At 37.0% G+C, this 26482-nt stretch carries 26 protein-coding genes; 10 read left to right on the top strand and 16 right to left on the bottom strand.

All coding sequences use genetic code 11. The features are described 5' to 3' along the window. Window positions 1-32: 32 nt before the first annotated feature. The 5 genes from BLR36_RS00980 to BLR36_RS00960 form a co-directional block, all read right to left on the bottom strand. Window positions 33-449, bottom strand: coding sequence for a TIGR03826 family flagellar region protein (locus BLR36_RS00980; protein WP_093059511.1), 417 nt, complete (start codon window positions 447-449; stop codon window positions 33-35). Window positions 450-492: 43 nt separating this feature from the next. Further along, window positions 493-1116, bottom strand: a complete 624-nt coding sequence (locus BLR36_RS00975) for a ComF family protein (RefSeq protein WP_093059509.1) — start codon at window positions 1114-1116, stop codon at window positions 493-495. Then, complete coding sequence (locus BLR36_RS00970) at window positions 1113-2165, bottom strand: ATP-dependent helicase ComFA (RefSeq protein ID WP_371326687.1); 1053 nt, start codon at window positions 2163-2165, stop codon at window positions 1113-1115. Before BLR36_RS00970 ends, BLR36_RS00975 begins: the two co-directional genes overlap by 4 nt. 290 nt (window positions 2166-2455) lie before the next feature. Continuing rightward, a complete protein-coding gene (locus BLR36_RS00965; protein ID WP_093059507.1) occupies window positions 2456-3295 on the bottom strand; it encodes a DegV family protein in 840 nt (279 codons plus the stop codon). 109 nt (window positions 3296-3404) lie between these two features. Then, the gene (locus BLR36_RS00960; RefSeq protein WP_093059505.1) at window positions 3405-3986 is read right to left on the bottom strand and encodes a nuclear transport factor 2 family protein; all 582 of its coding nucleotides are present in this window, start codon (window positions 3984-3986) and stop codon (window positions 3405-3407) included. Window positions 3987-4116: 130 nt separating this feature from the next. On the opposite strand from BLR36_RS00960, the gene BLR36_RS00955 reads away from it, so the two are divergent. Both BLR36_RS00955 and BLR36_RS19130 read left to right on the top strand, forming a co-directional pair. Continuing rightward, the gene (locus tag BLR36_RS00955; RefSeq protein ID WP_093059503.1) at window positions 4117-5037 is read left to right on the top strand and encodes a nuclease-related domain-containing protein; all 921 of its coding nucleotides are present in this window, start codon (window positions 4117-4119) and stop codon (window positions 5035-5037) included. Window positions 5038-5282: 245 nt separating this feature from the next. Further along, window positions 5283-5411, top strand: coding sequence for a hypothetical protein (locus tag BLR36_RS19130; RefSeq protein WP_256370992.1), 129 nt, complete (start codon window positions 5283-5285; stop codon window positions 5409-5411). A 1-nt stretch (window position 5412) separates the two neighbouring features. Here BLR36_RS19130 and BLR36_RS00950 read toward each other — a convergent pair whose 3' ends face one another. Next, a complete protein-coding gene (locus BLR36_RS00950; RefSeq protein ID WP_093059501.1) occupies window positions 5413-6087 on the bottom strand; it encodes a response regulator in 675 nt (224 codons plus the stop codon). A gap of 36 nt (window positions 6088-6123) precedes the next feature. Next, entirely contained in the window at window positions 6124-7269 is a 1146-nt protein-coding gene (locus tag BLR36_RS00945; RefSeq protein ID WP_093059499.1) for a sensor histidine kinase, read from the bottom strand. 140 nt (window positions 7270-7409) lie between these two features. Here BLR36_RS00945 and BLR36_RS00940 point away from each other — a divergent pair, with 140 nt between their 5' ends. Together BLR36_RS00940 and BLR36_RS00935 are read left to right on the top strand one after the other, a co-directional pair. Then, the gene (locus tag BLR36_RS00940; RefSeq protein WP_093059497.1) at window positions 7410-8045 is read left to right on the top strand and encodes a YigZ family protein; all 636 of its coding nucleotides are present in this window, start codon (window positions 7410-7412) and stop codon (window positions 8043-8045) included. Window positions 8046-8157: 112 nt separating this feature from the next. Continuing rightward, complete coding sequence (locus BLR36_RS00935) at window positions 8158-9201, top strand: LCP family protein (RefSeq protein WP_093059495.1); 1044 nt, start codon at window positions 8158-8160, stop codon at window positions 9199-9201. Between the two features lie 101 nt (window positions 9202-9302). Here the strand turns inward: BLR36_RS00935 and BLR36_RS00930 are convergent, their stop codons facing one another. Then, window positions 9303-10352 carry a glycosyltransferase family 4 protein gene (locus BLR36_RS00930; RefSeq protein ID WP_093059493.1) on the bottom strand — a complete coding sequence of 350 codons (1050 nt, stop codon included), beginning with the start codon at window positions 10350-10352 and terminating at the stop codon, window positions 9303-9305. 185 nt (window positions 10353-10537) lie between these two features. Between BLR36_RS00930 and secA2 the strand changes: the two genes are divergently transcribed. Together secA2 and BLR36_RS00920 are read left to right on the top strand one after the other, a co-directional pair. Beyond that, on the top strand, window positions 10538-12904 hold the full coding sequence (secA2, locus tag BLR36_RS00925; protein ID WP_093059491.1) for an accessory Sec system translocase SecA2: 2367 nt from the start codon (window positions 10538-10540) through the stop codon (window positions 12902-12904). Then, on the top strand, window positions 12901-13782 hold the full coding sequence (locus BLR36_RS00920; protein ID WP_093059489.1) for an accessory Sec system S-layer assembly protein: 882 nt from the start codon (window positions 12901-12903) through the stop codon (window positions 13780-13782). Before secA2 ends, BLR36_RS00920 begins: the two co-directional genes overlap by 4 nt. A gap of 267 nt (window positions 13783-14049) precedes the next feature. Here the strand turns inward: BLR36_RS00920 and BLR36_RS00915 are convergent, their stop codons facing one another. Continuing rightward, window positions 14050-15141, bottom strand: a complete 1092-nt coding sequence (locus BLR36_RS00915) for a glycosyltransferase family 4 protein (RefSeq protein WP_093059487.1) — start codon at window positions 15139-15141, stop codon at window positions 14050-14052. Continuing rightward, window positions 15138-16598 (bottom strand): O-antigen ligase family protein, encoded by a 1461-nt coding sequence (locus tag BLR36_RS00910; protein WP_093059485.1) that lies wholly within the window; start codon window positions 16596-16598, stop codon window positions 15138-15140. The genes BLR36_RS00915 and BLR36_RS00910 overlap by 4 nt, the downstream gene beginning before the upstream one ends. A 197-nt stretch (window positions 16599-16795) precedes the next feature. Between BLR36_RS00910 and BLR36_RS00905 the strand changes: the two genes are divergently transcribed. Next, on the top strand, window positions 16796-17701 hold the full coding sequence (locus BLR36_RS00905) for an LCP family glycopolymer transferase (RefSeq protein ID WP_093059483.1): 906 nt from the start codon (window positions 16796-16798) through the stop codon (window positions 17699-17701). 214 nt (window positions 17702-17915) lie between these two features. Here BLR36_RS00905 and BLR36_RS00900 read toward each other — a convergent pair whose 3' ends face one another. From BLR36_RS00900 to BLR36_RS00885, 4 genes are all read right to left on the bottom strand, one after another. Continuing rightward, window positions 17916-19070 (bottom strand): aminotransferase class I/II-fold pyridoxal phosphate-dependent enzyme, encoded by a 1155-nt coding sequence (locus BLR36_RS00900; protein ID WP_093059480.1) that lies wholly within the window; start codon window positions 19068-19070, stop codon window positions 17916-17918. 149 nt (window positions 19071-19219) lie between these two features. Further along, window positions 19220-19648, bottom strand: a complete 429-nt coding sequence (locus tag BLR36_RS00895) for a VOC family protein (protein ID WP_093059478.1) — start codon at window positions 19646-19648, stop codon at window positions 19220-19222. 78 nt (window positions 19649-19726) lie between these two features. Next, the gene (gene guaC, locus BLR36_RS00890; protein WP_093059476.1) at window positions 19727-20710 is read right to left on the bottom strand and encodes a GMP reductase; all 984 of its coding nucleotides are present in this window, start codon (window positions 20708-20710) and stop codon (window positions 19727-19729) included. A gap of 87 nt (window positions 20711-20797) precedes the next feature. Next, window positions 20798-21019, bottom strand: coding sequence for a hypothetical protein (locus BLR36_RS00885; RefSeq protein WP_093059474.1), 222 nt, complete (start codon window positions 21017-21019; stop codon window positions 20798-20800). A gap of 412 nt (window positions 21020-21431) precedes the next feature. Here BLR36_RS00885 and menC point away from each other — a divergent pair, with 412 nt between their 5' ends. From menC to BLR36_RS00870, 3 genes are all read left to right on the top strand, one after another. Further along, window positions 21432-22538, top strand: a complete 1107-nt coding sequence (gene menC, locus BLR36_RS00880; protein WP_093059472.1) for an o-succinylbenzoate synthase — start codon at window positions 21432-21434, stop codon at window positions 22536-22538. Between the two features lie 105 nt (window positions 22539-22643). Then, window positions 22644-23621, top strand: a complete 978-nt coding sequence (locus BLR36_RS00875; RefSeq protein WP_093059470.1) for a proline dehydrogenase family protein — start codon at window positions 22644-22646, stop codon at window positions 23619-23621. Between the two features lie 235 nt (window positions 23622-23856). Further along, on the top strand, window positions 23857-24456 hold the full coding sequence (locus BLR36_RS00870; RefSeq protein ID WP_175453936.1) for a transposase: 600 nt from the start codon (window positions 23857-23859) through the stop codon (window positions 24454-24456). Window positions 24457-24478: 22 nt separating this feature from the next. Here BLR36_RS00870 and BLR36_RS00865 read toward each other — a convergent pair whose 3' ends face one another. Then, a complete protein-coding gene (locus tag BLR36_RS00865; protein ID WP_175453935.1) occupies window positions 24479-25279 on the bottom strand; it encodes a gamma-glutamyl-gamma-aminobutyrate hydrolase family protein in 801 nt (266 codons plus the stop codon). A 66-nt stretch (window positions 25280-25345) separates the two neighbouring features. Beyond that, window positions 25346-26422 (bottom strand): branched-chain amino acid aminotransferase, encoded by a 1077-nt coding sequence (locus BLR36_RS00860; RefSeq protein ID WP_093059463.1) that lies wholly within the window; start codon window positions 26420-26422, stop codon window positions 25346-25348. Window positions 26423-26482: the final 60 nt, after the last annotated feature.

The raw sequence follows: 26482 nt of genomic DNA, 5'->3' as shown, positions 1-26482 counted from the left end.
ATTAGAGAAAAACTCCCACACAAGGTGAGAGTTTATTTTTTCCTACTATCTGAATGGTAAGTACCACTTTCTTGTTTTGCTACTTTTTCACGAAACTCTTGTGCTGCATCAAATTGGCGTAAACCAGACTGTAAGTCTTCTACACAATTTTTGCATAGTTTACCTGTGTTTGTGATTTTCCCACAGTTGTCGCATGGATAACCTAAGTTTGGGAACAGTGCCGGCTGCAGGCGGTTTTTACGAACCCATTTGTGTAGTAGGGACTCTTCCACACCTGTTACTTCTACAATTCGCTCTACTGTTGCTGCACGATTTTCGCGTTTGCGAAGAAAGCGATATACAACTTCGAAAAGTTTTTCTTCGTTCACAGCGCAGTTGTTACAAACTTCTCTCATTCCTGTATAGTTAAAAAATTCGCCACATGACGGACAATTTTTTAGTTCACCCATGTCGTTACCTCCACAATATATTCTCTTTCTTTATATCGGTTGGTTAACCTTTTATTAAAGTGATGGCTTCGACTCTTTTCGCTCCTGCATCCTTTAAAATCTTTGCGGCATGGTGAATCGTTGCTCCAGTCGTATATATATCGTCGAATAAAATATAATTTGTGGGTTGGATTGTTTGGATTTCTTCGAAAAGATTTGTTGTTTTTAAACGTTCCTTTTTTGTTTTCTTTCCCTGGGCCTCAGTTGTGATTTTAGAAAGTACATGTTGATAGGAAGTTTGCGCAGCATTTAGTAGTTCATCCACCTGAGCGAATGTACGTAATACTAATTTGTCTGGGTGCATCGGTATGGGGACGACAATGCCTTCTTTCGACTGAAATGCCTGCTGCAGCTTCCCAGCAAATACTGTAGCTAGTGCAACGTCTTGAAGGAATTTGTATTGGTGTAGATATTCTTTCATCGCTTCATTGTACGAGTACAAGCTAAAAACAGAGTCGACTGCTCCGTCAAAAGGGGTTCCTCGAAAGTCTGCAAAATCAATGACTGATTGGGATTTTTCAAATTTACCGAAGCATCTAATGCAAGTAGAAGAATCTAGTTCATATAAAAATAGCTTCGACCAGGTTGGTGGAGATTTGTATGGTGCGCCACAAATTAAACATTTCAAGCTCGATTCCACCCTTCTATCGCATCCTGTGCTTTATCCATTTCTCTGCTTATCCCATGGTGAAAAAATACAATATCTCCCTCTGGATACTGCACTGACCTTCCGACTCGTCCGCTTATTTGAATGAGTGCACTAGAAGTGAAAATCGGTTGCTCTGCTCCGACTACGGCCACATGAACATTTTCAATCGTTATTCCTCGTTCTAATATGGTCGTTGTTAGGAGACCTGGTATTTTCTTTTCACGTAATTGCATAACCAGTTCTTTTCTATATGGGTGCTCGGCGTGGACTCTAGGTAAATCACTAGGGAAGTTTTCTAGCATTTCTATAGTAGGGAGAAAGATGAGAAATGGTGTCTTCATTTCTACCTTTTTGTTTATCCATGCTTCTAGTTTTGGAGGGATCTTGCCTTTTTTTAGTTTTCTCGTATAGCCCCAAAGACTGTCAAACCTAGGCACTGGAAGGTTGTGACCGTGATATCTTCGTGTGAGAACGGATTGGTTCGTTGTTTTTAAAGACTTTGTAGGAGTGGCGGTTACATAATGAATGGCAGCATCCGGATTGGCAGCTTTTGTGACTGCTTGCTGGAGTGTTTCGTCTGCGTAATATGGAAAGGCGTCTGCTTCATCGACAAATACGACGTCGAAGGCACGTTCAAATCGGTAAAGCTGATGAGTTGTTGCGAGCACTAATTCTGCGAAGCCGTGTTGGTCAGGTGCGCCTCCATATAGAGCATGAATGGTTGTGTTTGGGAAGACTTTCTGAAAGCGAGGGAATAATTCTAAAATAACATCTGTTCTGGGAGCCGCAACACAAACTCTTTTGCCTGCTTGTAGGCTTGCAAATATGGCTGGGAATAAAAGCTCGGTTTTCCCTGCCCCGCATACTGCATGAATTAAATGGGACTCATTTCGTTCGACACTAGAAAGTAGTTCTTCGCTTGCCTTTTGTTGAAGTGGGGTTAGCTTGCCGTTCCATGCAAACACATGGGCGTTCGCGCCGCGTGCATGCTGCTTGTCCCAAAGGAGTAACTCGGAACAACTGCTCACCCGCCCCATTCGTATACAATGGCGACAATAAGTACATATTTGGTTACAGCGTGCACAGTTGAATGAGTGAAAGTAGGATTGATTGGTGTTGTGGCATCTGTTGCATACGTTCTTCTTTGATTGCCAAAAAAGGTTGGGTTCTGTAGATGTAGTGATGCCTGGCTTTAGGTGGATGTGTCCGGAGTCGATATGGGCGTCGATGACTTCGCGTGGGAATGGGGTGTGTTCGCGAAGCCAAATACGGCCAGAGAGAAATTGTTGTAGCTGTTCGTTCATGGGCATTCTCCTAATTAGTTTTTGTACCAACCGAGACCCATTGACCCTTCCCCTAAATGCGTGCCGATTACGGGGCCGAAATAGCTGATCGTGAAATCTACGTTTGGCATTGTTGCTTGGAGTTCGTTTTTCCATGCGATTGCTTCGTTCTCGTTGTTTGCATGTATGATAGTTGCTTTTATATTAAATTTATTCGAGTCTTCTTGAAGCATGTCCGAAATACGTTTCATCGCTTTTTTGCGAGTACGAACTTTTTCAAACGGAACGATGACTTTGTTTTCGAAGTGCAGAATTGGTTTTACTTGCAGTACTGTGCCAATAACACGCTCGAAGCCGTTTAGTCTTCCGCCTCGGTGAAGATGATCCAGATTGTCGACCATGAAATATGCACGCATTGTTTGTTTCATTGTGTTTAGCTCTTGGATGATTGCGTCTGGAGTTGCACCTTTTTGTGCCATTTCAGCAGCTTTAAATACGTAGAAGCCTTGGACCATACACGAAATTTCACTATCGAATGTGTGTATGTCAATGTTGTCTACTATTTCTCCCGCTTGTTGTGCTCCAGCAAGCGTTCCGCTGATGCCACTTGAAAGGTGGATGGAGATAATTGCATCGTATTCTTTTGCTAGTTGTTCATATGTCTCGATAAATTTTCCTAAGGCTGGTTGGGATGTCTTTGGGAGAGCTCCACCAAGCCTAATTTTATCGTAGAATTCTGTGGTGTTGATATCTATTTCTTCCTGGTAAGTGCTATTTCCGATGACAACGCTTAGCGGCACCATATGAATATTCAGTTGGTCACGAATTTCTTTCGAGATATATGCGGTGCTGTCGGTTACGATTGCTGTCTTCATTTTATAAAATCACACTCCTATTTGTAAGTTTACTGAATGTGGGTAAGAAATGGAAGCACAAAAAAGCCCCAAACATGATATTTGTCATATATGTCTGGGGAATGCGTTTTTATTCAGTTGATTCGCCTATATAATAGACACTTGAAACTAGCCAATTACCGTCTTCTTTGACGAATACAGTTACTTGGCGACCGTTTTGGCTAAGTTTTGCGCCTGAGTCGATTTGTTCTAGTGAAGTATGAATGTTCGAGAATACCTGGGCTTGTGATTCATTGTATTCGATGACGGTGATATTTTCGGCAGTCCGTGTCGTGTCAAAATCATGGAACGTTTTTTCAACCATAATTTTTTCGTCATCGTAGTTAAAGCCTTCAGGATTTTTTGAGATTGTTTTCATGTAGCGTTCAACATCTTCTTCGTTGAATGCTTCCATGTATTCGGTGAAGGAGTTTATCAGTGCTGTTTTTTCTTCTTCTGGTACATTGGTCGCTTCTTCAATATTGCCGCCAGTCATTTCGAAGCCAATCGACGTTTCGCTCTTATCTTCCACACCGTGATCGGTTGTTTTTTGTGCGTTTGATGGAGCGATATCACTTGCCGAATTAGAGTTTTGTGCTGCATCTTCATTGCTATTGCATGCTGCCAACGTTAGTGCGATGGCTGCTAGTATAGTTGTTTGAATAATTTTCATGTATGTCTCCTCCTGCTGAAGGTTATTCTGTCATATTTAAGACGAAAACTCAATTATTAAGTTCCCGGAAATAATAGGTAGAATATTCTGGTATCTGAATGTAAGATATAGGTAGAAAGGAGCTGAAACATTGAGTGGACATTTTGCTTTGTTGAAAAGGTTGGAAGAAGAATCTGTAATGCGTGATTTTATTCGTGAAGAGATTCGTAAACAGGAGGCTGGAGTTCGGGGCGAGGACAGGCTTGTTGGTCGGTTAAGGGAGTTGCGATTGCCAGGTAAGTTATGTGTTATTTCTGATGTTTGTCTAGAGCTTGATGATTGGAAAGTACAGATTGATTGTCTCGTTGTGACTGATCGGTGCTGTATTGTACTCGAGTCGAAGAATATAAGCGGAGCCTTGTATTTCAATGAAGAGCTAGATGAATTTTATAAGGAAGAAAATGGACTAGATACCCCCTTTTCCAATCCATATTTTCAATTGATGCGGCATATCCGCTTCGTGAAAGAATTTCTACGCAACACCCTTCCACAAATGAAAGTGACTGGCGCTGTTATCATAACCGCCAAGTCTTCCCGTATTATTCAAAAACCTGCCCATTATCCCATTTATAAGTTAGAGAGCATAATTGAGCGAGTGACTCAGATGTACAATAATTGTGAAAGTGCTCGTTTTTCCGATGAAGAAGTACTCGCGGTTGAAAAGTTGATACTGAAGAGTAAATCCACTTTTGTGTATGCACCGCTTTGCGAACATTATCGAATTCCTGTGAGTGAAATAAGGCCGGGTGTGGAGTGTCCGAGTTGTGGTGTTTTGGGGATGCTGCGTGTATATACAACTTGGAATTGTAGAGCTTGTGGTAGAAATGATCGCTACGCACATATATCAGTGGTACGAGATTACTTCAGGATAATTGATAAAAAAATCACCAATAAAGAGTTTCGTAGATTTTGCATGATAGATTCTAAATATGCTGCTTCGCGCATGTTAAATAGTATGGATTTGATTGCCTATGGGTCTGGACCTAGTCGATATTTTGTGGAAAAAGAGTAAGTGATGGATTCGTGAGTGACTTTTTTGGGATGCGCAACTTACAAGCGGTTTCTCGCAACATTGGTGATTTTTTACGCAACATTCAATTCGAATGATGAAACTTTTTCCGGATGCGCACCGTTCGCTGGCGGATACGCAACTTACAAGCGGTTTCTCGCAACATTAGCGGTCTTTTGCGCAACATTGACTCCCTTTGGCGCAACTTTTTCGAATGCGCAACGTTCGCTGACGGATGCGCAACTTCCATGCGGTTTCTCGCAACATTAGCGGTCCTTTGCGCAAATTTGACTCCCGTTGGCGCAACTTTAGTAGTAGATGCCGTTGCTCTTGCAACAGAAAACCCGTCTCGCCAAGGCGGGACGGGTCCATTTTGAATTATCGAACTTCTACCCAGCCGTTTTTGATGCCGGTTACTACGGCTTGGGTGCGGTCGTTGACGTTCATTTTTTGAAGGATGCTGGATACGTGATTTTTTACGGTTTTTTCGGAGATGAATAGTGTTTCTCCGATTGTGCGGTTGCTTTGACCATCTGTTAGCAATTGCAGTACTTCGCATTCACGTTTTGTTAATAAATGGAATGGACGACGAATTTCTGTTTGATGGAAGCTTCCTTTGTTTTCGCGTTCGCTTAGGCGACGGAATTCTGCTACTAGGTTACGCGTTACTTTTGGATGTAGGTAGGATCCGCCTTTTGCTACCACTTTGATAGCAGAAACGATGGCATTCGCATCCATTTCTTTAAGCATATATCCAAGTGCACCAGTTTTTAATGCGTGGGATACGTATGATTCGTCGTCGTGGATAGATAGGATAATTACTTTTGCTTCTGGGAATTTTTCTAGTAATTCTCCTGTTGCTTCTACCCCATTTTTGGTAGGCATATTGATGTCCATTAGTACTACATCTGGTACGTGCTTTTCATAAAGACTTAAGACATCATTGCCGTCGTCACCTTCTGCTATTACTTCGAAAGAATCTTCAAAGTCTAAAATACGTTTTACCCCCTCGCGGAATAGTTGATGATCATCTATGATTATTATTTTTGTCATGTTCATTTCCTCCTATAGTTAAAAACGCCATATTTACTATTCCTCATTTAATGGGATACTAAACAAAATTGTAGTTCCTTTGCCAGGGGATGAAATAATTTTCATCGTTCCTGCTAACAAATCCACTCGTTCTTTCATACCAATTAAACCAAAAGATTTTTCTTTTGCTACCTCTGGATCAAATCCAGCCCCATTATCTTTGACGATAATATTTATCTTTTGTTTCAACCATTCTACTTTTACCCAAGCTTCTGTAAATTTCCCATGTTTCGTGCCGTTTGTTAAACACTCTTGTATTATGCGGAATATGGCTACTTCAAAATTGGTTCCTAATCTTTTCTCGTCTCCAAAGGTTTGAAAATGGATTTTACCTGTTGGATTGTATTCTTCAATTGTCGTTATATACTTTCGAAGCGTTGGTATTAACCCCAAATCGTCTAATGCCATTGGTCGAAGGTCATAAATGATGCGACGGACCTCTGACAAAGCATCGCGAACCATTGTTTTTAGGTCAAGAATTTCTTTCATCGCTTCCGCTCCACCGCGCTGCTCATATGTAAGATTGATCAAATCTGTTCTAAGTAGTACATTCGCTAGCATTTGCGCAGGGCCATCATGAATTTCCCTTGAAAGTCTTTTGCGTTCTTCCTCTTGTGCTTCGATAATTTTCAAGGTGAAATCTTGTTTAATTTTTGCATTTTCTAATGCTTCTCCTACATTTTTCAAGTCGGAAGTTAAGTAATTCATAACGATATTCACCTGATTTACCAGATGATCGGCACGCTCAATCATTTCTAACAAACCTTGTAATCTGCGTTCTAAATCATCTCTTCGCATTCTTAGCTGCCGTTCCTCACTACGCTTGATGAGAAGATTTATTTGAATTTCATTTGCAGTTTCATAGGCCTGTCGAACTTGTGGTTCATCGTATGAGTCAAAATTCTTAGAGACTTCAGCTAACCGATTTCTAGAAAGCTTCGATTTCGCATCTAGCAAATCCCCTTCAATAATAACCGCCTCGATATCTCCCCGAATAATTTCTAACTCCACTTTCATTTCTTCAAAGCTTTGTCGACTTTGTTCGCTTATAATGAATATATCCTTTTTCGAATGGTCCATCACTTCGACCATCCGATCGAAAATAACATCTAACGACTGCGTATCAAAATTCATATTCGTCATCTGTTTTTTCTCCTTTATGCGTCCAAATGAGTCTTCATTCACAAATGATGACAAATCCTATTATAGCACTAAGTGACTAAAAATAAATTAAAATTACTTTACAACTATGTTTCAATAGAATCAGGAGGGGAAATATATCTATGAGAAAAGATTACAAAACTGTACAAGGCTATGGTGAGAGTGAAATCAACATTCAAAAATCACGATTTATCACTTATATTAACCGAGCTGAATCCGAAGAGGAAGCACAGGATTTTATTATTAATATCAAGGAAAAGCATAAAAGTGCTAATCATAACTGCTCCGCATATATTATTGGAGAGCATGATAATATACAAAAAGCAAATGATGATGGCGAACCGAGTGGAACTGCGGGTGTTCCAATGCTCGAGGTACTAAAAAAGCAAGGTATCAAGGATACTGTAGTTGTTGTCACTCGTTATTTTGGTGGCATTAAACTCGGTGGTGGTGGGCTTATCCGCGCTTATGGGAAAGCTACTACAGAAGGAATTGATGCTGCAAAAGTAGTAGAGCGTAAACTGCATCATTTATTGAAAGTCTCGATCGACTATACGTGGTTAGGAAAAGTGGAAAATGAAGTGCGCAATTCTGTCTACCCTTTAAAAGAAATAAATTATGCAGAGCTTGTCGAAGTTTTGGTATATACAAAAGCGGATGAGGAGCGTGACTTTACAAATTGGATTGCTGAAATGACTAACGGGCAAGCGCAAATTGAACTTGTCGACAAAGAGTTTCTAGAATTTGTGTTGAATTAAATTTACCTATTATCAATTCCATAGTATAATAAAGGACATGTCAAATTTAATGAAACTATTTTGTCGATTCTTCGTCCTAAAGCTGTATGAAGAATAAAGGGAGATTATAAAAATGAATAGAAGGTTATATAAAAAGGAGAAAAAGAACAGCAGTAAAAAACGCAAAATATTAACCATTTCACTCATAATAGTTGCGTCCATGCTTATCTCTTTATCCACTTATGCAGTCTACTTAACTAAGAAAGCCGAGATAGCTGCTGATAATGCATTTCAAGTTGCGGGTGATCGTGAAAAATCTAATTTGCGTGAAGAAAAAGTCGAACCATTAAATGACAATGTTTCAGTTCTATTTATTGGTATTGATGACAGCGAAGAACGTAATCAGGGAGATGAAAACAGTCGTTCGGATGCCTTAATGCTTGCGACATTAAACAATAAATCTAAAACAGTCAAGTTAGTAAGTATTCCACGTGATTCATATGTTTATATTGATGAAGTTGGATATAACGATAAAATTACCCATGCCCATTCATATGGCGGTACAAGAGTTGCAATTGAAACAGTCGAAAATTTGTTAGAAGTTCCGGTAGATTATTACGTGAAGATGAATTTTAACGCATTTGTTGATGTAATTAATGCTTTAGGAGGAATCGAGGCTGAGGTTCCTTATCAGTTATTGGAAAAAGATGAAAACAATAAACGAACAGTTCAACTAGAGCCAGGGTTACAGGAATTGGACGGACGGGAAGCATTAGCTTTAGCTAGAACGCGAAAACTTGATAATGATATCGAACGAGGAAAACGTCAGCAAATGATTCTTTCTTCTATTATTAAGAAAGCTAGTTCAGCTTCCTCTTTTACTAAATACGGAGACGTGATAGATGCAGTCGGAGATAATATGAAGACTGATTTAACATTCGATGAAATGAAATCCTTCTTTGAATATATTAAAGGTGGCTCTCCACAAATCGATACATTAACACTCGAAGGCTACGACGACATGTCTACAGGAGTTTATTATTGGAAGTTAGATGAAGAAAGTTTAGAGGAAACTCAAGATTTACTGAAAAGTCATCTTGGTTTACAACCAGAAACAAGCAATATTTCAGACAGCGATTCCGATAACAGTAACTATGCAGTAGATGATCGTCCATAACTATTAAAGAGCTCTGAAGAAAATTTCTTCAGAGCTTTTTATTTTCATTCAAATACAAAAAAATCCTTTCATTCTATAAACTAGAATGAGAGGATTTTTTTTCATGATTTACCTATTGTTCTCACTAAATTAATGAGGGGTTTGTAATTCTTCCCTGCTAATCCAACTGCTTCTACAAAAAATTCAATTGCAATAAGCATGATTACTAGTAAAAGAATCGCTCCCCACATCGTTGCTTGTGAGAATATCAATGCAGCAATTCCAAACATTGCTGCTATTGCATAAATGATTAACACAGTTTGACGATGCGTAAATCCTACATTTAACAAGCAATGATGCAAATGAGATTTATCTGGAGCCATTAATGGTTGTTTAGAACGGTATCTACGTACAATCGCAAAGAATGTATCAGAAATAGGAACACCAAGCATAATAATGGGTATGATCAAGGCAAACATTGTTACACCTTTAAAGCCAAGCAATGCAAGTACTGAAATCATGTATCCAAGAAACAGCGCTCCGGTATCCCCCATGAAGATCTTCGCGGGGTAAAAGTTAAATACTAAGAAACCGAGCGTACTAGCAGCTAATATAGCTGCCATAATAGCAACGAATGGATTGGACATCATGATCGCCATTCCAGATAGCGTTAAAAGAGCTATAGTAGAAACTCCAGCGGCTAAACCATCTAAACCATCGATTAAATTTATTGCATTAGTAATAGCAATTATCCACAAAATAGTAAGTGGTATTGCAAAATAACCAAACTGTAATTCATAGTCTATAAATGGGATATTTATAAACTCAATTTGTAGTCCTCCATATATGGCAACACTTAAGGCCGCTAGAAGCTGCCCAAGAAGTTTTGCTTTTGCAGTAATCTCAAACATATCATCTAAAGCACCTGTAACAATAATGATTAACGCTCCAAGTAGCATTGCTTTGTCATATTGACCGTCTGGTCGATAGACGAAAAAAGCGACGAGAAAGGACAAAAAGATAGCTAGTCCACCGAGTCTCGGCATTATATTTGCATGTACTTTTCTATAGTTTGGCTTATCTACTGCTCCAAAGCGAAACGCTAATTTCTTTACAAGTGGTGTAAATAGTACGGATGCGACAAATGCCAACACCAACGTAAAGGCAAGCATGTCTCTCCTCCTCATCTAAGTTAAATCATATGTATTATATCACGCTTTTAACAAAATGAAACATTTTTTGTGGAATATTAAATTTTCACTAATTTAAAAGCTTCCGTTCAATTGCAAGTAAAATAGAATTTTCTTAAGAAATTTGATAGAATGTATTAGTGTGTTTAAGTCAAAGGAGAATTCAAATGATTCCATGGTTAAAGCAAAATAATAATACAAGTGCTAGGCAATTAAAAAAGTACTTTAAAATAGTAAAAAAAATTAATGAACTAGAAGAAAAATTCGTTAATATGTCAGATGAAGAACTGAAACAAATGACATCAATTTTTAAGGATAGACTAGATAAAAAAGAAACACTTCAATCCATAATACCAGAAGTTTTTGCTGTAGTCAGAGAAGCTTCTAAAAGAGTCTTACAAATGCGCCACTTCGATGTTCAGCTTTTAGGAGGTCTTGTTTTAGCAGAGGGCAACATAGCTGAGATGCCTACAGGTGAAGGTAAAACGTTAGTAGCCTCCCTCCCATCCTATCTAAAAGCCTTAGAATCAAAAGGTGTTCATGTAATTACAGTAAATGAATACCTAGCAAAAAGGGATTTCGAGCAAATTGGACAAATTCACCGATTCTTAGGATTATCAGTCGGTATCAATATACCAATGATGACTCCTGAAGATAAGCAACAAGCTTATCTGGCTGATATCACGTATGGTGTTGGAACGGAGTTTGGTTTTGATTATCTTCGCGATAATATGGTGAGCAATCTAGCTCAGAAGGTTCAACGCCCTTTCCATTACGCAATTATAGATGAAGTTGACAGTGTGCTGATTGACGAAGCTAAAACACCTTTAATCGTTGCAGGTAAAACGAGTTCTAGAGCTGAACTACATTCAATAGCTGCAATTCTTGCTAAACGTTTTAAAATAGAGGAAGATTACGATTTTGATCCTGAAACAAAGGCAACTTCACTTACTGAGACAGGTATTGGAAAAGTAGAAGCAGCATTTAGTATAGATAATCTATATGATTTGGAGCACCAAACATTATATCATTATGTTATTCAAGCAGTAAGAGCACATGTCATGTTCGAAAAAGATGTAGATTATATAGTTAAAGACGATAAAATTCATTTGGTGGATATGTTCACTGGACGTATTATGGAAGGTCGATCATTATCGGATGGTTTACATCAAGCGATTGAAGCGAAAGAAAACGTCACGTTAACAGATGAAAATAAGGCACAGGCAGAAATTACTATTCAAAACTATTTCCGTTTGTATCCGAAGCTTTCTGGTATGACAGGGACTGCTAAAACGCAGGAAAGTGAATTCAGACAAGTATACGGTATGGATGTAATTCAAATACCTACAAATAGACCGAAAATTAGAGTGGATAAACCCGATTTAGTATTTAATACAAGTGATAACAAATATGCAGCTGTTGCTAAAGAAGCTAAAGCCCGTCACATGAATGGTCAACCTGTTCTTATCGGAACTACCTCTATATTACAATCAGAAAAGGTTGCAAATTTTTTAGATAAAGAAAACTTGGATTACCACCTTTTAAATGCCAAAAGTATTGAACAAGAAGTTGAACTTATTTCGCAGGCTGGGCAGTTAAACCAAATCACGGTTGCTACGAATATGGCAGGACGTGGTACTGATATAGTTCTTGGAGAAGGTGTCGCAGATATCGGAGGTCTCTTTGTTATTGGGACTGAAAAGCATGAAAGCATTCGTATTGACAACCAGTTAAGAGGACGAGCTGGACGTCAAGGTGATCCAGGGGATACACAGTTCTTCATTTCTCTAGAGGACGATATTTTTGTACGGTTTGCAAAAGAAGACGTCGATAAAATGCAAAAAGTTATTAAAACTGATGCAGAGGGACTTATTAATAACAAAGACATGAGCGAGTTTGTTTCAAGAACTCAACGAATTGTCGAAGGATCTCATTTTTCTATGAGAGAATATAATTTGAAGTTAGACGACGTTATTAACGACCAACGCAATGTAATTTACTCTTTGCGAAACAAAATTCTTCAAAAACAAGATACGTTAGCGTTGCTTCACACAATGGTAGATGAAACAATTAACTTTGTCATTTACGAAGCTTGTCCGGAGGATATAGACTCTTTAGAATGGAATATTTCTACAATAGAGAAGAATTTAAGTTCTCTATTTATAGATCAATTTACTGTAGATACCAATAACCTGAAGATTAAAGAGATTCAAAAACAAGTTTCACCTCACGCTTCAAAGCTTAAAGAGTATATCAGTAATTCTGTAGAAGAAAAAGAACTTGTAGGTACAATCACAAGTGTTATGTTAGGATATGTGGATAATATATGGGTTCAACACTTAGAATCTATGACTCGTTTAAAAGAAGGTATTGGACTTCGCTCGTACCAACAAGAGGATCCTATTAGAATTTATCAACGAGAAGGTCTCGAACTTTTTGAAAAACATTACCAGTCCATGCGACTTTCCATTGTCATTGAAATTATAAATTTTGTTAAGCTAATGGATAAAACGAAAGAGGAGGACAACAATTGAGTATATTCTCTTTGTTCAAAAAAACAAAAACGGCTGGAAAAGATAGCACGATTAACTCGGAGGAGTTATTAGATATAGAGGTTTCGGAGAGTAATTCAATCAAAACAGAGCTATCCTATCACCCAAGCTGGAACGTGCCAAAAGAACAGCAATACGTGTTTCAATTTCTGTTAAATGAATTAGAGCCACTGAAACCAAATCAGTTATCATTATCAGGTCTGGAAATTGATGAAGAAGATGATTCTTGGCTTGTAAAAGCCTTTTTCCGATCATCCTTGGCAAAACCTATGGAATTAGGCTCTATCGAGTTACTGTTACTAGATGCTTCGAACGATGTGATAGCTTCACAACAGTTTGACTTTAGTGAACTAGGTGAAATTCCTGGTAATAGTGCTCGTCCATGGGTGTTTAAGTTTGATAAACCAACAATTGACTCTGAAGAATTACCTGCTGAAGGTTGGCAGCTTGCGTTTAACTTAAAGTCTTTTGAACCTCATAAACTGGAGCTACACGAAAGTTGGGAGAAATCTCTTCCAAAAGAGCAAAAAGAGGCTTTAGAACAATTGGTTAAATCGCTACCATCTCTAAACGAGGACGAAGTAAATATTACTGGAGTTCAGTTAAAAGAACAACCAGATGATGGTTTAGCGGTTACTGTTTTTGTTAGAAACGGATCCAACAAGTCACTTAGTTTTCAACAACTCCCGTTAGTTCTATCAGATGCGAATAACGAAATTGTTGCTCAAGGTTCGTTTAAATTAGATAACTTTGAAGTACAATCTAACACAACAAAACCCTGGACCTTTATTTTTCCAAAAGAGTTAGTAAATAAAGAAGCAAAAGACTTATCTAAATGGACCGTTAAAATCAATCAATAATAGAATAAAAGCGATCGATTTATGGAGTTTCAATAAATCGATCGCTTTTTTAAGTTGAACAAAACTAAAAGGGCTGCCAACAAAGAATATCTATCTTTGTTAACAACCCATTTCAGTTTGCTTAATACGATTACCAACCAACCGAGACTTTTTTTCGTTTATATTATACCAAGAATTCTTTCTACTACTATATTTTAACACATATTTATATATTGACAATAGAAAGAAACAATAAAATGAAAATCTTTCTAATATTTTTTTTAATGCTTATAGCAATTTTGAATACGTATTTCTAGTATCTTTTTCAAGCTGATTAAGTGAAAACTTTTCTTTTGCATGTTTATAAAGTTTTTCACCTTTCAGTTGAATATCGCCTGAAAGTTTAGATGCGTAAAGTTCCTTTAAGGCTTTAACTACCATATTTAGATTACCAATTGGAACAATATATCCATAGTCCTCAGTTGGCAGCAAAGCCCCTACTCCACCAACATCTGTAGTTACAATTGGTTTCTTTGCACGGGCTGCTTCTAGTAAGACAAGCGGAAAGCTTTCGCTATTTGACGTAAGTAACAAACAATCCCCTAACTCAAGAATAGCATGGATATCATTTCTGAAGCCTGTTAAATGAAAATAATCCTTTCCAGCTACTTTCTTTTCTAGTGCTTGTCTTTCTGGACCATCTCCAACACAAACTAATTGTACCGGGATACCTTCTTCTCGTAATCTCGTAATTGCATCTATAGCTAAGTTGTGATTTTTAATAGGATGATATCTTGCAACCATAACTACAACGAAATCGTTATCATCTATTCCAAACTCATCTGGTGAAAGCTTTTGATATTCTGGTTCCTGAAAGGATATACCATTATAAATAATACTTATCTTGTTCTTTTCTATCCCAAAGCCTTCTAACATTTCACCAAAGCGATGTGAGACAGCAAAAAAGTGGTCTATTTTCTTGATCAAATTCATATTTAGCATCGTAAAGAGTTTACCCTTCAGACCGCCTTTAACAAAATCTAAAGATGGATTACTATGAATGGTTGTAACCCACTTAAAAGGACATATCACTCTTGTAAGATAGGCAAACAGATTTGCTCTTGGTCCATGTGTATGAATGAGTGAAATATTTTCCGCTTTTATTAGTTTGGAGAGTTTTTTAACGACGGATAAATCATATCTCGATTTTTGATTTAAAGTTATTGTTCGAATTCCTGCTTTTTTCGCATCTGTAGACAGTAGACCTTCTTCCATCACACATAATATAATCTCTTCAGATGAAAATTGACTTAAGAGCGATATTAAGTGATTTTTAGAACCACCAGTTTCTCCCCCACTAATTAGATGCAAAATGGTCATTTAGAAATTCTCTCCTTCTTACTAACAAACTGTATAAACACTGCCGTTATGATAAAGAAATACATCGTAAAGGTTTTATCTTCCCACATGTTATAGATAACTCCACACCAGTAGATTCCAACCAAACTAGCAAGTAAAGGAATTGCATATGGATTTGTTTTTCTATGCTTCCAGAATAGATGTAATAATCCTAAAAGGAATACCGCAAAAAGTATAACCCCTACAGTACCATTTTGTGCAATTACTTCTATATATTGATTGTCGGCATATATATTTGTCTCAATATCATAATCTTTATAAATTGGAGATGAATACGATTTGGAAGCTGAGTCTCCAAATGTTCCAAATCCACTACCAATTAATGGATAATCTTTATATACTTCAAATCCTTTATAAACTACAAATAATCTTCCAGTAGTTTTACTCTTGTCAAAAGTAGATTTACTAAAGGTTTCCTCTAGTCGTTTAGATTCGTCTGCAAATCCAGTATCTACTTCCTCTGCTGGACCAGTTCTCGGGAAATTACCTATTTCGGTATTGTTATTTATCCATTTACTTATATAAGTAGTTGGCATCGTAACAATCAGGAATGATATTCCCACAAGAAGTATTGCTTTAACAGGTACTTTCCATTTTCTCGTAAGCAGCGTATATACAACAATACCTATCACAACTGCTATCCATGTTCCTCTACTATAAGTTAGGATCCAAACCCCAACCATTAAGATTAACGAAATGTTTAAGAACCATTGTAATTTATTGTTCGTAACGAATTTCTTTAAATAGACCGTTAAAATCGTTGCTATTGTTAAGAATGTTGCTAATACATTAGGGTTGTTCAAAAGTCCATAAATCCGAACACGATTATTGGATGATAGAGATCTATTGATCCATGTCTCTGGCATTAAAGCTGAACGCATCGATAACTTTTCCACTAATCCTTGAACAACAATTATTAATGCAACAATTAACGTATTCCATAAGAAAGTTATTATATCGCTTTTAGTTATCGATAATCTCTTAACTACATAAAGCAATAAGAAGGTTATAGCAAAAGCTCTTAATTGAAATACTATTGCTCCAGTGCTAACGCCCGTGATAAATGATGAAATTGCTCCGATTATTAAAAAAGCAATAAATGCCCATTCAAATATCTCGAAACGGAATATTTGTTTCCAATTAGATCTAGCATCCCATACGACACGTACGAAAGCTCCAATTATAATAATATCTCCAATTAATTTTAGAGAGGGATTAATCTCTACTAAAAAAGAACGAATTGGGAAATAATAAATTAAAAGAAATAAAGATTCTTTCGGTTTAACAATGGAAATGACTCCTAAAATTAGGGTTATAGCATATGCAGTGATTGGTTGAGGAAATAAAAGTGCGATTAATAGCAATAGTGCACCTAGTAAAACTATTTTCCAAACTGAACTTATTGATGATTGTTTCATTATATATTTCCTTTCTACTGTTCATTCAAAGATAAAGTATAACATATGAAACATACTTTATTCGACATATTTATGGACTGACTTGAAAATAGATAAATGGATATACGAGTTGAATAAATATAGAAGTTCTAGTAAATAATCTAAATAGAATTTTCATATAAATAGACAAGGAAGTTCCAAGAAATGAGGATCATGATATGTCTAAGAAGATAATTTGGATTACCATTATAAGCTGCTTACTTTTAGGTGGAACAATCTACACAGCTAGCATTTATAAAAATGTAACTAAAACACTTGAAACAATTCATGAACCCGAAATACGCAAAGTTTCCGAGCTTAGAAAAACGGAAGTAGAGCTCGTAGATCAGGAACCAATTTCCGTATTATTACTAGGTGTGGATGAGCGCGATGATGATGTTGGACGTTCGGATACGATAATAGTACTTACCGCCAACCCCTCCCTCTCTTCTATTAAAGTATTGAGTATCCCTAGAGATACATATACAGAGATCATTGGAATCGATAAAATGGACAAAATAAATCATGCATACGCATTTGGTGGAATAGATATGGCACTTCAGTCAGTCGAAAACTTGCTCGATATTCCAATTGATTATGTTGTGCAGGTTAATATGGAAAGCTTTCTAGAAATTGTCGATAGCGTTGGCGGTGTGACAGTCGAGAACACTACTGCTTTTGAGGAAAATGGCTATCTATTCAAAGAAGGTCCTATCCATCTAGATGGAGATATGGCACTTAGCTATGTGCGAATGCGGATGAATGATCCATTAGGCGACTTTGGTAGACAGGAGCGTCAAAAACAAGTGCTTCTAGCCGTTCTAAAAGAAGGTGCATCCTTCAATAGTCTGCTCAACTATAAAGATTTATTGGCTACTCTAGCTGAAAACATCCGGACGAACATGACGTTCGATCAAATGATGGATATTCAAAAAGGCTATAAAGGAGCTCTCGCCAATGTCGAGTCTATTTCTCTTACAAAAGGAAGCGGTAAGCGAATGAATGATATTTGGTATTATGTACCTGAAGAGAAGGAACTGAGTGAAGTAACGTTGGTATTAAAGGAGCATTTGGAGCTTGAGTAGGGATAATGAGGAGTAGTTGGACCGGGTACTCTCGTTTGTGTTGGGTATACTCTCGGAGCTGTGATGGTTACTCTCGCTCGCACTGTGTTTACTCTCGGAGCCAGCTGGATTACTCTCGGACGCACTAAATTTACTCTCGGAACGGAACATTTATCCAAACGTACCGATGCAAAAAGGCTATTCCGTATAAATCGGAATAGCCTTTTTTCTATTCTTATAAAGTAAGCAGGAATTCTTCTAATCTATTTAATCCTTCTTCTAACACAGCCATGCTATAGGCATATGAAATACGTATGAATCCCTCTCCGTACTCAGTGAATGCACTTCCTGGTACGACTGCGACTTCGCCTTCCTGTAAAAGCCTTGTAGCAAAATCAAATGAATTCATTCCGTACTTTGTTATATCTGGGAAAATATAAAACGCTCCATTTGGTTTTTCTACCGTCAATCCCATCTCTGTTAAACGACTATATACAAAGTCGCGTCTTTTCACATATTCCACGTTCATTTCACTCGGGATATCTTGTGCATTGGTTAGTGCCTCTATTGCAGCATATTGAGCTGGTAATGATGCACAAATAGTATTGAAGGCGTGCACCTTTACAACGTGCTCCATCACATTTGCCGGTCCCATTAGGAAGCCGATTCGCCAACCAGTCATGGAATGCGACTTGGAAACGCCGTGAATATAAAATAACTTCTCTCTTATTTCCTTATAACTTGCAAAGGAATAGTGTTTTCCAGTGAAAGTATTCTCACTATATATTTCATCTGTTAGGATAAATAAATTTTTCTTTTTAATAACATCGACTAATCCATCCATCGTCTCCTTTGTTAGAACGACACCAGTTGGATTGGAAGGATTGTTGAAAAAAATAGCCTTTGTTTTTTCTGTTATCAAGCTTGCGAGTCTTTCTGCAGATGGCTGAAATTGAGTGTCTGTCGTATCTAAATAGACTACTTTGGCACCGCAAAGTTCAATAACAGGAACATATCCTGAATAAGTGGGAGCGGGTAAAATAACCTCATCCCCTTCTTCTAATATTGTTCTGAATACTGCATCGATTGCTTCACTTGCGCCATTGGTTATTACTATTTCATTTTGGATATCATAGGAAAAACCATATTTATCGAAGAAAAAGGAGTTCACAGCATTTCTTAGCTCTAGCAGCCCCGCATTGTGTGAGTATCCGGTTAAGTTTTCTTCAATTGCTCGAATACCTGCTTCTTTTACAGAAGATGGAGTTGGAAAATCGGGTTGACCAATCGTCAAATTAATCGCATTCGGATAATGGACTAATTGATTGGAGAATTGTCTCGTTCCAGGGATTTTCAATGATTGCGCACGAGGATTTATTCGTATACTCATCCTGTTACCTCTTCTTTCTTTTTAATATTGCAATAGTTTTATATGTAAGTATACTTTATACAGCTTAGATTTATAATGCCTTTTTCGATTATTTAGAAATTAATAAAAAAAGCTATGCAACGTATATTATACGTTACATAGCCTTCAAGTTATTGTGGCAATTGATCAGCTTCGTGACTAAATTGCCATTCTATACCGAATTTATCTCTTAATGATCCGTAGCATTTGCTCCAAAAAGTTTCCTGAAGCTCCATACTTACTTTGCCGCCTTCTTTTAGCGCATTAAAAGTAGATTTTACTTCTTCTTCATCCTTACTTACGAAAGCTAAACTGATATTGTTTCCTTCCACAAAAGGTGATCCTGGAAATGTATCAGAAAACATTATATTACTACCATTGATATTTAAGCGAGTGTGTAGAACTAAATCTTTTGCTTCTTTAGGCAAGACAAAATCGGGATGTTGCGGTGCTTCACCAAATGTCATTATTTCAGGTTTACCCGTATTAAATACTTCTGCATAAAATTCTGCAGCCTCGCGACAATTCCCATTAAAATTAAGGTATACATCTACAGCCATTTAGAACACTCCTCTTTTTCAAATAATGTTATTATTCAAATACATTGTAGCATTTCGTCATTTAAATAACATTAATTATTAATAAACTTTATCTCCATTGAAAATAGAGTTTTTCACGATTACGTAATCTACATTACGAATCGACTCTAATTTAGTTCCACCGGAGTAAGAAATGGAGGATTGTAAATCTTGTTCCATTTCTCTTAAAGTATCTTCGAGAGGTCCTTTATATTCTACAAACATCTTTTTACCTTCTACGTTTTTCTTTTCACCTTTTTGGAATTCGGATGCAGAACCAAAATATTCTTTATAGCGCTTACCATCCTTCTCTACTGTAACACCAGGTGATTCCTCATGTCCTGCAAATAGAGATCCAATCATAACCATGGAAGCCCCGAAGCGAACTGACTTTGCAATATCACCATGTGTGCGAATTCCACCATCTGCTATTATTGGCTTGCTAGCCGCTTTTGCACACCAGCGCAGTGCAGCAAGCTGCCAACCACCAGTTCCAAATCCGGTTTTAATCTTCGTGATACACACTTTCCCAGGTCCGATTCCAACTTTTGTTGCATCGGCTCCAGCATTTTCTAGCTCTCTTACAGCTTCTGGAGTACCTACGTTACCTGCGATAACAAAGCTCTTCGGTAAATGTGTTTTTAGATGTTTAATCATGTTAATAACAGCATTGGAATGACCGTGGGCAATATCAATCGTAATGAATTCAGGCACAAGCTTCTCTGCTGCCAACTGCTCCACAAATGTGTATTCTTCCTCTTTAACACCCACACTAATAGAAGCTATTAAACCACGTGACTGCATGCTTTTGATGAAAGCAATACGTTTTTGCGGCTCAAATCGATGCATAATGTAAAAATAACCATTTTCTGCTAAATAATTTGCAATGTTTTCATCTATAATTGTCTGCATATTAGCAGGCACTACTGGTAATTTAAATGTATGTCCTCCAAGTGTTACTGTGGTATCACATTCTGATCTACTATTTACCACACATTTCGCTGGAATTAATTGAATATCTTCATAATCGAATACATTTTCCATCGTTTTCACTCCTAAATACGAATATTTATTTACAAATAAACTTTAATGTTCGTCCATTTGGTAATTTACATCATATTTAGTAGTATGTCAATCTATATGTTGTTCATGTGTGAAAGTGAATTCTATCTTTCTATTTAAATCTACATGCATTTCGATTAATTTTATTCGGTCACTTAGCTCCAAAACCGCCTGCATAATTTGACGCTGATCTGTTTGTGACATATGAGTTCGAATTTCTACCTGATCAATCGTTTCCTCTACCTTTCGTAAACTGCGATTCATTACTTGAACTAGATATTCAACTGTCATAGGCTATCCACTCCTCTCATTTCCCTTATTGTATCCATCCGCTAAGTTAATTCAATTGTCAGAATCAATTAATAAATGCAACTATATAATTTTTGCTTTCTTTTTGAACGAAGAATTCATTTTTGCTACGACTTTAGGTCTCAAAATAAATTTTTGCAGATTCATGTCATATTTTGTTTTTCAATAATATAATAGTAAAAAGGATAGGAGGAGATTTTCTATTAACCCTAATCCCCTAGAACCTGAAGAAATGGCTTATCGAAATGACTTAGATATACAAGCCTCCTTAAATATGATTTGGGAGGGTGCTCCAGTTTCACCAATTGATACAGATACTGAGGATCTCGATTCCCAAAAAACTTCCCTACAGCAGTAGGGTTTTTTGCATGATAATATGGCGAGGAGTAATAATATGATTATCAAAAAAATTAATATGCGTCATATGAAAATGACGTTGAAAAATCCATTTGTCACTAGCTTTGGAAGACTACAGGAAAAAGAGTTTTTCTTGTTAGAGGTATTTGATGAGAATGGGAATACAGGTTGGGGAGAATCTGCCGCTTTCCAAGCTCCCTGGTATACTGAAGAAACAGTTCAAACTACCCTACATATAATTAGAGACTTTTTAGTACCTCTGCTATTGAATAAAGAAATATCTCATCCTGATGAAGTAACTGAAATTTTTTCGCCTATCAAAAAAAATAATATGGCGAAGGCTGCAATTGAAACTGCAATATGGGATTTATATGCAAAACGAACTAATCAAACACTAGGACAAGCTATTGGCGGAAGTAATGACAAAATAGCAGTAGGCATTAGTATCGGTATCCAAACAAGTACAGACAAGCTATTGGACTTAGTACATCATTATATAGAAGAGGGCTACAAACGGCTAAAGGTGAAGATTAAACCGGGATATGATATCGAAGTGATTCAAAAACTGAGAGAAGTCTTTCCAAATGTTCTTCTTATGGCAGATGCGAATTCTTCCTATACTCTAGATGATATAGATCTACTAAAACAACTAGATGATTATCAGCTAATGATGATTGAACAGCCACTTGCTAGCGATGATATTGTCGATCATGCGAAGCTTCAAAAAAAGTTAAATACCCCAATCTGTTTGGATGAAAGTATTCTTTCTCTAGAGGATGCACGTAAAGCGATCGAGCTTGGTAGTACAAAGGTTATTAACATAAAAATTGCACGTGTCGGCGGTTTAACAGAAGCAAAGAAAATTCATGATTACTGCATGGAAAAAGGCGTTCCAGTTTGGTGTGGCGGTATGTTGGAGGCTGGTATCGGTCGTGCACATAATATCGCTCTAACGTCCCTTCCAAATTTTACACTACCTGGCGATACTGCTGGGTCCTCTCACTACTGGGAGGTGGATATTATTAATCCTGAAATTGTAGTAAATAACGGTTTTATTGATGTTCCAAAAGGTAATGGTATTGGTGTAGAGCCAAATATGAAAGTAATTGAGCGCTTTATGCTGGATATGGTTGTATTTGAATAGATCCAGGCTTAAAATGACAATTTAATCCTCTATGATACAAGGTTATATATTTTGTAGAAATTTGTGATATAATTTAGGCATCTAAACAGAGATGGGAGCATTACAATGTTAAAAGATATTTTTATGGCTTTGTCAGAGAATCAAATATTAAATGGTGCAGCAAAAAAATATGGTTTAAAAATGGGTGCACAGCATGTAGTTGCTGGGACAAATATTGAAGAAACAATAGAGAGCATTAAAAAACTAAATGCTATGGGCATCTCTTGTACAGTAGATAACCTTGGAGAATTTGTATTCGAAAAAGAAGAAGCATTAGCTGCTAAAGAACAAATTATCGCGGTGATCGAAGCTATCGAAGAGCATCAAGTAGATGCACATATTTCGTTAAAACCGTCACAGCTTGGTCTTGATATTGACTACGACTTCGCTTTAAACAACTTAAAAGAAATTGTACAAGTTGCACACAAATATGGCACATTTATCAATATTGACATGGAATCCAACAAACATTTACAACCTTCTTTTGATATTTTGGACGAGCTTTCAAAAGACTACGATAACGTTGGAACTGTTATTCAAGCATACTTCTACCGTGCAACAGAAGACATTCAAAAGTATAAAAACTTCCGTCTACGTATCGTAAAAGGGGCTTATAAAGAGCCTGTTGAATACGCATACCAAACGAAAGAAGAAATCGACAAAAACTATATCGAACTAATCGAATGGCATTTATTAAATGGGAAGTTCACTTCTATTGCTACGCATGATCATAATGTTATTAATCATGTTAAACAATTTATCAAAGATAATAATATTCCTTACGATAAATTTGAATTCCAAATGTTATACGGCTTCCGTACAGAAATGCAGCAGCAGCTTGCAAACGAAGGTTATAACTTCTGTACGTATGTACCATTTGGACAAGATTGGTATGGCTACTTCATGCGTCGCCTAGCAGAGCGTCCTGCAAATATGAACTTAGTTGTAAAACAAGTTTTCAACAAAAACACGAATACAATGCTTGGTCTAGCTGCTGGTGCATTTGCACTTGGTCGTTTAACTAAACGCAACAAACGTAAATAATTCATTAATATCAACCACACTCTCCTTTACGAGAAGTGTGGTTTTTTTATTTCAAATAACTAAAAAGATATCTGTGAAGAATTTTATTTTGAAAGCTATAATTGGGGGAAAACTAAATTTTGATCACGTTTTCAAACCGAGAATGGAATTGTTGTTAATTATATTGAATTGTGACAATTGTTGTTTCTTCTCTTTTATTGTAAGGTGTTGTCAATATGAAGGAGGCGAAGTGTCGATGGGGAATATCCGAAAGGTTTGGCAACCAGAACTTTTTTATCATATTACGATGCGCGGCAATAACAAACAACGTATTTTTATGAATAAAGAGGATTTCAAGTCCTTTATTCATACACTTCAGCAGGCACACACTATTTACTCATTTATGCTTATTGCCTATAGCTTGATAAATAACCACTATCACCTACTAATACGCTCTCCTAAGGTTCCACTTTCTGAAGTGTTAATTTTTATCAATCAACAATACTCCGATTACTTTAAGTGTAAGTATAAATTTAACGGACAATTATATGAAACCAGATATTACACTAATATGATTTCTGAACCGTTGGAGTTATTAAAAGTGAGTAAATACATCCATCAAAATCATCTTTTTATGCATAGAACTATTCTAGACAAATTAGAAAATTACCCGTATAGTTCCTATTCATTTTATGTCAACGACAAACAGGATCAGCCTACTTACCTAAATACGCATTTATTACCTACTTTGATCAAAAAATATCCGGAATTCAAAATAGAAAATTATAATCTTTACTGCGAGCATATTCAAATAGAAATAGAAAAACCTTCCCATCGTCCGTATAGTTTGACGTAGGAAGGCTTTGTCTAATTGTCTGTTATGCTATTGTTTCTTCAGAGGGGACTAATGTCATAACTTGTGCATTCATTTTACTTGCTTCGACAAAAGCATTAAAGATTGGACGCACTGTATCTACTTGTCCTTCCATCATTTCTGGATGCCATTGCACTGCTACTACAAATCGGTTTCGTTCTTCCCATTCCATTCCCTCGATAATACCATCAGGAGCAATCATCGTCGGTGTAAATCCTTGACCTAACTCTTTTACTGCTTGGTGATGGAAGCTATTTACTTTCATCTCTTCACATTGAAAAATACTATTTAAGATAGACCCACTTTCAATTTGCACCGGATGGAATGAATGATGTCTAATTGCTTTTGGCACAGAATGATTAATTCCTTCTGGTTTTTGAGAAGCTAAATCTTGATATAGCTTACCACCAGTTGCTACGGTAAGCAGCTGCATTCCACGACAAATTCCGAGCACCGGAATGTCCAACTCCGATAACACCTTCCGGGCAAGCTTTAGCTCATGCATATCTCTTTTCGGTTCGATATAACCTAAACCAAATTTAGGATATTCACCATACAAATTAGGATCAATATCAGAGCCTCCCGAAAATAATATGCCATCTAACTTTTCAAGTAGAGGGTTCAAAGTCTCGACGTCACTTGTGATTGGCAAAATAACCGGAACTCCTCCCGCTCTCTCAATCGCTACAATATAATCATCTGCAAGCATTTGCCATTCCTGATTTTTTGCACCTATACCTGCTGCCAATCCTGCTGTATCATCTGACAAATAGTTAGCACATATACCAATTAATGGTTTCATCATCATCATTCTCCGTTCTAAATAAACAAAATGATCGCCTCTCCATAAAGAGAAGCGATTAGTACACTATTATTTTTCTAATTCGACTACCCAGCCAAATGGATCTTCGATAATTCCTCGTTGAATTCCAGTTAACGTATCGTATAATTTTTTGGAAAGCTCTCCAGTTTCTCCGTTATTAACGTAGAATAACTCCCCTTTCCAACGTAATTCTCCGATTGGTGAAATAACTGCAGCAGTACCGGTTCCAAAGGCTTCATCCAATTTACCGTTCCTGTAAGCTTCACGAATTTCTTCCATTGAAACTTTACGTTCTGTAATTGGAACACCCCAATACTTTAATAATTCGATGATAGATTTTCTTGTAATCCCATCTAAAATACTACCATTTAAAGCTGGAGTAATTACTTCTCCGTCAATCTTGAAAAACACATTCATGCTTCCTACTTCTTCAATGTATTTTCTCTCTAATCCGTCTAACCATAGAACTTGAGAATACCCTTCACGATCGGCTACTTCCTGCGCCTTTAAACTAGATGCATAGTTACCCGCTGTTTTAGCAGTTCCTGTTCCACCTGCAACCGCCCGAACATATTCACTTTCCACTAGTATTTTCACTGGATGAATACCTTCTTTGTAATAAGAACCAACCGGCGACATAATAATGATGAAGCAATATGTTTTTGAAGCAGATACACCAAGATGTGCTTCTGTTGCGATCATAAATGGTCTGATATAAAGAGATGTTCCCGGCTCCTTAGGAATCCATTCTTTATCGATCTCTAGTAGTTGTTTCAAAGCGTCAATCGCTAATTCTTCATCTATTTTCGGCATACTTAGACGATCAGCTGAAATATTCATACGTTTCATGTTTTGCTCTGGACGGAACAATCGAACGATCCCATCCTCAGATAGATAGGCTTTCATTCCTTCAAAGATTGTTTGACCATAATGCAATATAGATGCAGAGGGATCTAAAGTTAGGGCTTGATAAGGGACTATGCGATGATCATGCCAGCCAGTTCCTTCTGTATAGTCAGCGATAAACATATGGTCGGTAAACTTGGTTCCAAACACTAATTGCTCTGATGGAGTTTTCTCATTTTTAATTTCATTTTCTGTAAATCGAATTTTTAGACTATTCATGGTGTCTTTCCCCTATCAATTATAATTAGTAAACTGCAACAATTTTAGATGTGCAATATA

It is taken from the genome of Psychrobacillus sp. OK028, assembly GCF_900103605.1.
GTDB lineage: Bacteria > Bacillota > Bacilli > Bacillales_A > Planococcaceae > Psychrobacillus.
The sequence above is the reverse complement of the archived record's forward strand: the minus strand, read 5'-3'. Positions and strand labels throughout refer to the sequence as shown.